This window comes from Sphingomonas gei, assembly GCF_004792685.1.
In the GTDB taxonomy this organism is placed as follows: domain Bacteria; phylum Pseudomonadota; class Alphaproteobacteria; order Sphingomonadales; family Sphingomonadaceae; genus Sphingomonas; species Sphingomonas gei.
In genome coordinates, this window is record NZ_SRXT01000009.1 from 178,240 (window position 1) to 188,799 (window position 10,560).

The 10,560-nt window shown below is 64.3% G+C and carries 10 protein-coding genes and 1 pseudogene; 3 read left to right on the plus strand and 8 right to left on the minus strand.

From position 1 onward, the window contains the following. The first annotated feature begins 229 nt into the window (after positions 1-229). Entirely contained in the window at positions 230-448 is a 219-nt protein-coding gene (locus E5A73_RS20390) for a hypothetical protein (protein ID WP_135965689.1), read from the plus strand. Between the two features lie 112 nt (positions 449-560). On the opposite strand, the gene E5A73_RS20395 is transcribed toward E5A73_RS20390, so the two are convergent. From E5A73_RS20395 to E5A73_RS21520, 3 genes are all read right to left on the minus strand, one after another. Then, positions 561-785: a hypothetical protein gene (locus E5A73_RS20395; protein WP_135965690.1), complete on the minus strand. Its 225-nt coding sequence runs from the start codon at positions 783-785 to the stop codon at positions 561-563. A gap of 290 nt (positions 786-1,075) precedes the next feature. Continuing rightward, positions 1,076-1,726, minus strand: coding sequence for a DUF998 domain-containing protein (locus E5A73_RS20400; protein ID WP_135965691.1), 651 nt, complete (start codon positions 1,724-1,726; stop codon positions 1,076-1,078). 118 nt (positions 1,727-1,844) lie between these two features. After that, the gene (locus E5A73_RS21520) at positions 1,845-2,003 is read right to left on the minus strand and encodes a hypothetical protein (RefSeq protein ID WP_168356027.1); all 159 of its coding nucleotides are present in this window, start codon (positions 2,001-2,003) and stop codon (positions 1,845-1,847) included. Positions 2,004-2,392: 389 nt separating this feature from the next. Between E5A73_RS21520 and E5A73_RS20405 the strand changes: the two genes are divergently transcribed. Further along, entirely contained in the window at positions 2,393-2,575 is a 183-nt protein-coding gene (locus E5A73_RS20405) for a hypothetical protein (RefSeq protein ID WP_135965692.1), read from the plus strand. Positions 2,576-2,669: 94 nt separating this feature from the next. Here E5A73_RS20405 and E5A73_RS20410 read toward each other — a convergent pair whose 3' ends face one another. The 3 genes from E5A73_RS20410 to E5A73_RS20420 all read right to left on the minus strand — a co-directional run bounded on the left by E5A73_RS20410 (position 2,670) and on the right by E5A73_RS20420 (position 8,276). After that, on the minus strand, positions 2,670-3,248 hold the full coding sequence (locus E5A73_RS20410) for a hypothetical protein (protein WP_135965693.1): 579 nt from the start codon (positions 3,246-3,248) through the stop codon (positions 2,670-2,672). Between the two features lie 68 nt (positions 3,249-3,316). Continuing rightward, complete coding sequence (locus tag E5A73_RS20415) at positions 3,317-7,135, minus strand: hypothetical protein (RefSeq protein WP_135965694.1); 3,819 nt, start codon at positions 7,133-7,135, stop codon at positions 3,317-3,319. Positions 7,136-7,301: 166 nt separating this feature from the next. After that, positions 7,302-8,276, minus strand: a complete 975-nt coding sequence (locus tag E5A73_RS20420; protein WP_135965695.1) for a DUF2493 domain-containing protein — start codon at positions 8,274-8,276, stop codon at positions 7,302-7,304. Positions 8,277-8,708: 432 nt separating this feature from the next. On the opposite strand from E5A73_RS20420, the gene E5A73_RS20425 reads away from it, so the two are divergent. After that, positions 8,709-9,356, plus strand: coding sequence for an AbiU2 domain-containing protein (locus E5A73_RS20425; protein WP_135965696.1), 648 nt, complete (start codon positions 8,709-8,711; stop codon positions 9,354-9,356). A 188-nt stretch (positions 9,357-9,544) separates the two neighbouring features. Here the strand turns inward: E5A73_RS20425 and E5A73_RS20430 are convergent, their stop codons facing one another. Together E5A73_RS20430 and E5A73_RS20435 are read right to left on the minus strand one after the other, a co-directional pair. Then, positions 9,545-9,865, minus strand: a complete 321-nt coding sequence (locus tag E5A73_RS20430; protein WP_135965697.1) for a single-stranded DNA-binding protein — start codon at positions 9,863-9,865, stop codon at positions 9,545-9,547. Positions 9,866-10,378: 513 nt separating this feature from the next. Beyond that, positions 10,379-10,560 (minus strand): annotated as a pseudogene (locus tag E5A73_RS20435) (DUF736 domain-containing protein); the annotation flags it as partial.

Genomic DNA, 10,560 nt, shown 5'->3' on the forward strand with positions numbered 1-10,560 from the left:
TGGCCAGGCGAGGATCGTAACCCGGCAGGGCGGAGACAAGGCAATTGCCTTGGCTCCGTGAGCTTTGATCCCGGCGTCCGTCCAGGACGACGGGGTCTCTAGCGAATAGAGCCGTCATCGGGCGATGAGCCCGATGCGCCCTCGCCCTCACCTGCTTCTTCCGGTGCGCTGTTATCGCGGCTATAGTCACCGCGTTCACAGCCCGATTAGCGTTGAACACGAGGCCCATATGGCAAAGACACTGGAACAGGAGCGTTTGGCGTTCGAAGAGGATGCACGTCGGCTGGAAGAGCGGCGCAGAAGGCTCGAAGAGAAAGAGCGCGAGCAGGCCATTTCGACGGTCGAAAGATCAGGCTTGCTCAAGCTCGAGGCCAAACGGCTGGCGGCCCTCACCGACCGGATCAAGACCCTCGGTATCGACGCTGTCGAGAAGCGGCTGGCAGCCTGAACCTGACCCGCCGCGCCAACGGCGCGGCACGGACATGGGGGGTTCGATGCCCCCCATGTCCGTACCTCTCCCAGCAAAAAAAGGGAGAGGCCGGAGCCCCTCCCCAGATTCTTCAGAACTCGTCGGACATCCGGCCCGGGACCGTGTGGACCACCCGGTCGATGAGCGTCATCGGCAGCGCGTTGTAGTCGCCTTCGTCGATGGCGACGTAGCGCCCGGGCGCATCCTCGATAACGTGCTGGTCGAAGAAACTGTGCAGCGCGCGGCGTTCGGCGAAGGCCAGCGCGGCGAGATAGTTGGCGGTATCGGCATGGGCGGCGGTCGAGATGATCTGCATGTTGTCCTCCTGTCGTCTTGAATGACAGGGGAAAGGTTGTCGTTGAGGGAGCCGCCGGGTCAGGGACGCCGGCAGAGCCGGCGCCGCGAAGCGGCGGTGGGGGTCACGATTTTCTTCGGCGGCCACTGCCGCCGAAAGGGAGCGCCGGCGCTCGCTCCGCCGAAGAAAATGGTGGGGCCCCGCCGTCCTTGACGCGGCGGTTCCCTCAACGACATGCTCGGAATTCTGTGAGAGATTTTATCCTCTAATGGGCACGCATACGGTTGCGCTTGGCGCCATCGGAACCTTGCTTATGCGGGCCGTGTAAGCGTGTCGCTCGCCGCGCCCTTGAGCCACAGGCTGTTCGAGAGAAGCCAGACCATCAGGACCGCCACGAACACGCGGTTGGTGATGCCATAAGGCGCGCCCCTGTGCAGGGTGAGATATTGCGCAACGAAGGCGAGGAGGAGGACGCTGGCCAGTGCCAGGGCAGCCACCCGGTGGCGCTTCCACCGCGGGTCGAAGGCATAGCTCAGGCTCAGGCAGATCGATGAGAGCATGATGCTGACGATGTTCACGAGAAAGCTGATGGTGTGGATATCGCCAGTCCGCGTGGATGGCGCAGTTTCGAGATCGGTCGGGAACGCCGCCGTGACGATCAGTCCAAGAAACGCGACGATCAGGAGCCCCGCCCCCGCCCTTCCAAGCCACGATTTTGGACCTGTCCGCAGGAGGCCGGTCGCCAGCGCCAGACAGCCCAGCGAAATCGACAGGAAGGCGCTCGTCATGATCGGGCCGAAGGCGCCGACGGCATAGTCGCTGATCATGTGATCGACGATCGTATAATCCGGTCGCAGCGCGTGCATGAGCAGTAGCGCCGCCGCAAAATAGGAGAAGAACAGGGCTGCAGCCGTGGGGAGCCAGGCGACCCTTGGCGATCGTGGATCGGACCGGTCTCGCATGCTGCAGTTCCTCGCTTCAAACTGTTCCGAAAGCTTATTTCACCGGTGCTTGTCTGCAAGCTTAATGGCCGCACCGGCTCGGTAGCCACCCTTACCGAGCGCGAAGTGTTGGCCGCGACTACAGTTGGGCGAGAAGCCGTTCGAGTTGCTCTGCGGCACGTTCGTGAAGCGCTTGGCTTTCTTCCGTCAGCCTTTCGCCGGAGGGCATATTTCCGGTCTCGACCGAATCCCTGAGTAGATTAATCGCCGCGCGCAATGCGACCTCGGTGTCTGTCATCTTGGCTGCTCCGGAGCTGTCGGAGATCTGCATTTACATTGGCGGCGCTGTCGTTGACAGAGCTGGCCGCTCGTTTGCCTTGGCTTCGGAGAGCCGAGGCCTTTCAACCAGCCAACGGCGCCTTTGAGTTGGTTCGACGATGCGCCTGTGTTAGGCCCGGCGGGCGCTGCGAAACGGGCAGCGCCGGGACTGGTAATCCCGTCAAGGACGGCAACTCGGTGTGATTTCACGCCGGGGTGCCTGCGCATATGTCCAGGTGCCTCGGCACTAAAAGCGTAGGCGCATGTCTTGACGTGTTACCAGCCCCGGCTCCCGCGCCCAGCGCGCGGGAGTTGTTGGGCGGGCGCACTGACACTGTCGCCGGTATTCGCGCACCTGGATGGGCGGAAATGGATATCTACGGAAAGGATCCAGTGGTTACGCGCGCCGTCGCGCTGGCGCTGATGCGACAGTCGCTCGGGTTGCTCGACGCGGTCGGGGATACGGCGCCGGCGGTGCATCTGCAGATGGCGATAGACACGATGACGCGGTCGTTGCCTTCGCCGCGCGATGATCAGCCGGTTACGGCGTGAAGCGCCCGCTTCGCATCTCGCACCAGGCAGGGAAAAAAAAGGCGCACCAGCGTAAGCGGCGCGCCCTCCTTCACCGGTTGGCATTTGAGGGAGGCTATGCCCATTCCAGCCGGGAAGTGTCGTCGGCGTCAGCGGTCGCCAGAAGCTGATCGAGCCGGTCAAGATATGCGGTGACGCCGTGTTCGTCCGCGCGGCGGCGAACCGCCGGGTTGGCCAGCCTGGCGCGGACAGCGTCGATTGGGATTTCGCCTACGCTGTCAGGGCGCAGGCCAAGGCCTTCGAGAAGGGCGTAGGCGCTGGCGGTTGCAAGATCGAGCTCCACGCCAAGGTCGGAGGTTAAGGCGACCCGCATCATGATCGTGCCCGTCTCTTCGATGCGGTAGACGGCCACGCGGCGGCACCGGAATTGCGCCTCTTCGACGACACTGATGACATCGGTCTGGAAGTCAAAAACATTGGTGACTGCAGCGAGCGCCAGCGGGCAGACACGTGCCTCGAAATGGTAGGACAGGAACGCGTCTTCGGCTGCGTCCGGATCGAGAAGCGCGGTGCTGGTACGCTCGCTTTCCTCGCGAAGGAACGCCCTGAAGGCGGCGAGCTGGCGGGCGGTGATCGTGGCGGTCGGTCGAAGCTGATCGTCGGCGGCGGTCGCGATGCGGAACGTGATGGACATCTTGTCCTCCCTCGTTGGAACCGCTGTCCCGCTCCTCCTCTTCTTTTTCCGGGTTGGGGCCGGGCGCCTCAGCGCCCGTAGAAGTTGCTCTCCAGCGACCGCTGGATGCTATCCAGCATGCTGGTCGCCCAGGAGCCAATGCCGCGGTCCTTCGTCCAGGCCGCGAGCGGTCCTTTGAAGCTGGTGAGGTGCGGGTTAAGCGATCCGCCCCATGAGCTGGGATAGATGCGCTGGCGAAGGGCATCGCGGAACCGCTTGCGCGCCCCATAAAGCTTGGCGAGCTGCTCCAACGCCGGGTGCCAGGCGAAGGCATCGTCCCGCTGTTCGAGGATTGGAAAGAAGGTAAGGAGGAAGCCGATCCGGGCATCCGGATCGGCCTTCACCCAATCGAGCATAAGCGTCAGCGGCGTCTCGAACAGAGCGCCTGCGCCGGTGCGCAACTCGTCATAAGCGAAGGGCTTGGACGCCGAGACGACGCTGTTGAGTCGTTCGCGCTCGACCCGGGTGGCGATTTCGTAAAAGCCGGCCAAAACCGGCCAGACGTCTTCGGGTGCGCGCTTGACGACCATCGCGAGTGCTACGCGCAGAGCATCCGAAGGGCGGCCATAGCGTGCGCCGGTCGTGCGGCAGGCCTGCTCGATCTGGAGGGCGATGGCGCGTGCGAAACTGCTGTCGATTGCCGCGGATGCGTCGAGAAACTGGAACATCCTGTCGTAGTTATACTCGGAGTTCGCCGCATGGCCGTCGCCGTCGTCAGCGATCGAGGGCGACAGCAGGGCGAGTTTCACCAGCTCGAGCATTTCGGGCGTTGGCGCCTTGTTGTCGTGGAGGAGGAGCGAGAGAATTTCGAGCGCCGCCCATCCTCCGCCGTCCTGGCCTCGATCGAGCAATGCGACGATAAACCGTTTGAGCGCGGCCATCGACACTTGCTCGAGACGTCGGCCGTGAGAAATGACCGCGCTTTGGCGGGGCGAGACTTTGCCGTCGCGGACATCGGCGGTGAACTCGTCGAGACGATCGTCGGTAACCCGCAGCGAGATCGGTATATAGATCGGGTTCGCCGCAAGGATCGTCGATGCGCGCGCGATGGCGACGAGCGTTGTGACTTTCTCAGGGTGATCGATGAGGCGCTTGTCCAGGGCTGCGAGAAGCGATCCGACGAAGTCGGCGCCGTCATGCTTGCCGCTGGCATCGAGGGCGCGGATCGCAGTCTCGAACGCTGGGACCGGATCGGCGAGATGGTCGGCCAGGGCGACAGCAAAGGGCCCCGGCGAATGGAGCTTGCGGGTGGCGAACGCGTGGATGGCGCGCGTGCGTTGTTCGGGGTTTTGTGCGATGTCCGGCGTGAGCGCTGCTACGATCCTGGCGGATCGATCGTAATCAGGCTTGTCCTGGTCCTGGGCGTAGCGTTTGTCCGGATCGTGGAGGTCGGACATCCAGAAACGGCTGTGAAGCAGGGCCCTGTCGACGGGGTCAACGGGCAGGGTGGCGTCGTAGAGGGCGCGAACCGCGCGTGAGAACTTCGTTGGTTTCTCGGGGCTGTCGAAATAGAGCCAGTCGCCGATGCGCTTGGTGGCTTTGAAGTAATGGCCGGCGTGCGCGACGACCTCTCGCACGAAGCCGTCGATTGTCGGAAGTAGCTCGGGTGCGAGCAGGTTGCGCAGGTCGCCCGCGACATGCTCTTCGATCGCGCCGCGCAGTTCAGGGGCTTTCGCCCAGATCTCACGCATACGCTCGAGCGCCCAATTGAAATAGGCGTACATCGTGCTTCGGTCGGGCGGCAGCCATTCGGGGCGAAAGGGTTCGGCGCCGGTTTGCTCGAATTCCCCGGAGCGCGTGAGATAGGTCTGGATCATACCGCCGAGCGCCTCGACACCGGCACGCCGGATCCGGGGGTCATCTTCTTCGAGCGCCTGCTCGAGCGCCTCGCGGCGATGGCGGTCGTTGGCCTGTGTTCCGGCTGCGGCGACCTGGAAGATCTGGCGTAGGAGGCTGACGATCGGCGGCGGGCCCTCGGTTGCAGCGACGGCAGCGAGGCGCAGGATGATAGAGGCCGCCGCCCAGAAGCTGTCCTGTCGGCCGGCGAGGTACCGCAGGGCATCGAGCAGCCCGTCGGTGACGGGGATTGCGGCAAGATCGTCAAGCGGTTGGCGGCCAATCGCGTCGAAGAGTGCTCTTGCGATGCGGTTGGGTTCGACCCGGGCGACGGCAGAGAGATAGGCCGCGGCGTCGGGATGTACGATCTTTTCGTCGGCAAGGATGCCGCGCAGGAGAATGCCGATGACTTCGCTCAAGGTTGGCGACGGCCTGAGATAACGCCACCGCGCGAGCATCGCGTCGCGGTGGTGCGTCCGTGCGCGATCGAGGAAGTCGATGAGCGTCGAAGACCGCAGGTAATCTAGCCGGCGTCGACCGAGAAAATCTGCGATTGGACGGGGCTGTGCGTTCATCGCGCCATAGCTGCGACCTACCAGATGCTGCCCGGCGGCGATGACAAGATTCTCGTACATCAGCTCGCCCTTCATGTGGACGAGCGTCTCGGCGATGTCGTCGAATACGCGCGGGTCCTCGTTTGGCGAGAGCTTGTCGAACAGCGAGAGACATTCCAGCGCGCGGATGGTCTCGCGGTCCGCGCCGGCGGCGTTGAGCATCTGCTGCGCGACATCGTCGGCGGATTTTAGGATACTCCTCTTGCCGTAAGTCTCGATCGCCAGAACGGCGATCCTGGGAAATCCGTCGCAAAAGTCCGCAAGATAGTCGAGTTCGTCGCTCTTCGCCTTGGGAAGCCCGGCCTTCAGGATGCCGCGAATGGTCGCGCGATCGGCTTGGGTGGGTCGGACCATGACGCACTGATCGTCGTGGTCGGTCCCGTCGGCGCCGACGGTGATGATGCGAAGCTCGCTGTCCGCGGAGCGCGCGATTTCGTTGAGACGGCGCGCTTCGTCGAGCGGGCAGCCGTCGACGACGAGGACCGCGACCGAGCGTTCCTTGACGATCTGATTGGCAACCTTCCAGAGGTCGTCGCGGACTTCGCGGAGGTCGCAGAAGATGAAATTGGCGGCGGTGGATTCGCCGAGCAGGCCGGTGCTGCTGCTCAGCGCGTGATAGAGCGACCGGGTTTTGCCGATACCTGAGGCGCCCCAGATGCGAGCCGATGTGCGGGGTTGGTCCAGTTCGTCGGCGAGACGCTCGGCAAGCTGTGAGAAGTCGATCGCGTCGGCCCCCTGGGGACCGAGCGAGAAGCGGCGATCGGGGCTGTCGACGAACGCCGGCGTCGTTATGTCGGCACGCGTCCCCCAATGGTCGAGCGTGGAGAAGCCGGCGAGGTCGATCCTGGCGTTGATCTGCTTGATCCAGACTGCGACGGCAGGGTGCGTACTTGCCCAGGCCGCAAGCGCGTTGCCTTCATAGACCTTGATCGCGGTAAGCTTGTCAGGATCGCCGCCGGCGAGGCGGATGCCTTCACGGATCGCCTTGACGCGGTCGTCGGGCTTGGGACTTACGAGCGGCTTGGCGGTGATCCCGATATAGCTGCCGCCACGGGTCAGCACGCCTTGGACGGCGTCGCTCAGCTCTTTCTTGGCGATGCGCGGAGGTTGGGTCGGCTTTGTCCAGACTTCGCGCTTCCACTGCGCGTCGCCGCTGTCCTTGGCTTTGCACTGGAAGATGATGTCGCGGCCGGGGAAGTAGTCGGTCGAGTCCTTGCCGCCCTCCCAGGAAATGCTGCCGTCCTGGCCGCCATCGGCGACCGTGATCTGGAGCGGGACCTCGACGCCCCGCAGCGGAACGCCCGCCTTGCGGGCTTCCGCATAAAGGAGCCGCCGCAACAGCGCGACGAGCTGGTCGCCGGTGAAGTCTTTGATTTCGTCGGGATGGACCGTGAACATGGCTCCCTCCTATCGTGACGGGTGCGCCGGCGAAACGAAAGGTTGATCCACGACCGAAAGGTCAGTCCGAGCGGCGCGAAGGGGCTCGATGCCCCTGAGCGCCGCAAGTCGACGCAAAGAAGAAGAGGAGAGGCCCCGGCTGAAGCCAGGACCTCTCCGTGAGCGCTCACGCCCGCTGTGCGCTGCGCTGGTGCGCGAGGCGGACGATATGCAGCGGGACGCCCGCCTGCCGCAATTTCTGCGCAAGGTTCTGCTGGATGCCCGACCCTTCGCAGATGACGGCTTCGACCGGCTTGAGGTTCAGGATGCGGTCGTTGCGGACGAAGGCGGCGCGGTTGCCCTGGCTCCGGTCGAGCCGGAACTGGATGACCTTCACACCGCGCGAGGCCGCCCATGCGTGCGCCACGGCATCGCAGCCCTTGGCCTGCGCAGTGGTTGCAAGGATCATTTCCGGGATGCGCGCCTTGATGCCGTCGAGGCCATTCCAGAGCAGGTCGGCATCGTCCCACATTTGACCCCCGGAGAAGGCCACCACCGGGCCTTCGGGCGCGAACTGTTCCCGGCGCTCCCGGGCACGCGAGGCGAGATAGTCGCGCGCATCGATCATCGATGCGTTGAGCGCAGTTGAGACCCTGCTTCCCCGCACCGGCGAGAAGGGCTTGCCGGTCTCGATGCGGTACATCTCGGCGGCGTGGTCGCGCATGCATTCCATTGCCTCGCGGCAGCCCTGCAGGGTCTGGCAGAGGAGCTGCGTGTCTTCCAGTTCGGTCGCGTAGATCTCGGAAGGGTCGTAAGCACGGGCGAGTTCGCCCAGCTTCTTGGCCGCATCGTCCTCCCGGCCTTCGATCCGCTTGGCAACGACGTGGAAGCTGTTGGCGAACCCCCAGACCAGATCGGTGGCAAACGGTTCCATGCGCGTGTCGCGCAGCACATCGAACATCGTCTGCGTCATCATCTCGACAGCGGCTCGGACTTGCTCAGGGTCGGGCATGTCGAGCGCCTCGGGCGCGTCCACGATGCTCAGTTTCGCCATCTCGCTATGCTCGATGAACGCACCCTCGTAGGTCTGGGTCAGGTCTTCATTCTCGCGCGCGGCCGCAATGTGGCTGGCGAGGTCGGCGAAGTTCGTGAAGTTGGTCATGATAGCCTCCATGAATCTCATCCATTCGATGAGGCTTCTCATTCGACGTGCGGCGGTCGTGGCGGTCAGGGACGTTAACCGGGAAGCCGGCGGAGCCGGACCCTGGTTAACGCCGCGCCAGCGGGGAGTGGGGGAGCCGATTTTCTCGCGGCCCAGAACGGAAGCGAAGCGTGAGTGACGGGCTGCGTGAAAATTGGGGGGACCGCTCATCCTTGACGGGCTCGGATCCCCGCACGTCATATCTAGGCATTCAGAGAGAGAGATTTTTTAGGGTACCCCGCTTGCCCCAGGCACCCCGCAAGGTGATCGTTACCCGAAAGGGCGAAGACCCGGGCACCGGGGCTTCGGGAGGCGATAGCCGAGTAGAGCGCCGGTCCCGGCCGCGGCCGGGATGCGCGGAATCAGGCAGCTCGGTGGAAAGAGGAACGTTACATGAAAGCCGCACTCCAGGCGAATTACGAGGCGCGTCTGTCGCACTACGCGACCTTACTCCACGCGACAGAGCCACCGGGGCTTGTGGCTAAACTTGCTGTCTACCGCCAGCTGCTTCGCCAGCGCGAGATCCACGGGGAGAAGCTGTGGAAGATCGAACCGACGCTCTATCTGTTGATGCATTCGGCCGAGATCGATCTGCATTTGGCCGCGGCCCGTCTGCTCGAGGATCCTGGTCGCTCGGAAGGGAGCATCTTCGCTTTCATCAAATTCTGCGTGACCAACCGCGCGCACCTCACATGGAAGGCCGGGACCCCGCCGGCCGAGATATTCGGCGAGCAGCTTGCGCGGTTGGAGGGGCATCGCGCGACCATCACCGCGATCATGGGCCGGCGGGACAGGTTCTTCGCCCATCTCGACAAGCGGTATTTTCGCGACCCCGGGCGAATCTACGTCGACTTTCCGCTGGAGGAGGAGGCGGTGATCGCGCTCGTCAACGCCGTGATCGCGGTCATTACGGAGCATCAGTGGAAGCTGAAGGAGACGGCAAGCTTCCACCTCGCGGAGTTCGTCGAGATCGGGGTCGATAACATGGTTCGCAATCTGGAGGCTGGACGCCGTCAGAACTTTCCGGGGCAACTCGAGTGACGTGGCCGGCCGACGCCGTTGATCGTTGCGTGCGGCCGACCCTCGGCGAATATGCGGTGGGGGAGATCCAACGCATCCGCGACCAAGCGCTTCTTGCCTGAGGTTTTGCCGGCGGCGTCGCCGAGCCGATGGCGCGGTCCGCGTTGAATGAACGAGAGGCGGCGTCGCCTGACGCCGCCTCGGGTCGATCAGAAGAAGTCGACGCTGTTGGCGATGATCTCGCAGCCGTAGCGGGTCAGGCCGTCGCGGTCTTCCCAGCTAGAATAGTGGATCCTGCCGGAGATCGCGACGACGTTGCCCTTCTCGCGGGTTGCGGCGGATTTTCCGAGGCCGTTGAAGCAGGTGACCTTGTGGAACTCGGTCTCCTTGGCGGTGTAGCCGGTGGCTTCGTCGACATAGGTCTTGCCGTCCTTGAGCTTCACGCGGTCGGTCGCGACGATGATGGTGGTGACGGTGCCGCGGGTCTCGGGATCCTTGGCGACGCGGCCGGTGATGTTGACGATGTTCATGGGGTTGCTCCTTGTTGGGACCGACGGCCTTCCCGCCGGTGACACCGAAAGAGCGGCGTGCGGGGTCGTATCGCACCGTAGGGGAACCCCTGGCGGGAGCTGGCGCGGGCAGCCGCGTGAGCGGCAACACGGGCGACCGGAGGGGGTTGCGATGCGAGCCTGTCTCGCCGCAGGTGTCAGGAACAGGCGGTGGATGGGTGTCGGGGCCGATGAGGCCAGCACCGCGTCACCCGTTTCATCATCGCCGGCTTGGTGACGGATCAGGACGTGCATTTCGCCTGCGCGACCGTGCCGGCGTCGTCCCTGTAAACCTGCGTGTGCGAATGGGTTCGTAAAGCCTCGCCGGCGGCAGCTCATAGGCTGCCTCGCCTGACAGATCGCTGGTGCCGGACGCGGGTCGGCTCCGGACAAGGAGGTCCACGAAGACCGTTCGAGGTGGCCGGATGGCGAAACGAAAAAAGGGCCCGCTTCGCGCAAGCGAAGCAGGCCCTGATCGATGTAGGTTGGGATGGGTCAGTCGGCCATTTCTGGCGTGCGGCGACGGCGACCGCCGGCAGGTGCGCCAGCGAAGCCACCCTCGGCCGAGGATTCCCCCAGCCCATCGGTGCCGGCAGGCGGAGCGGGCTCGTCGGCGCCCGGCAGCGGCGGGAGGCCATCGTCTGTGCTCACCGTATCGGTCGGAGCATCGCGGCGGC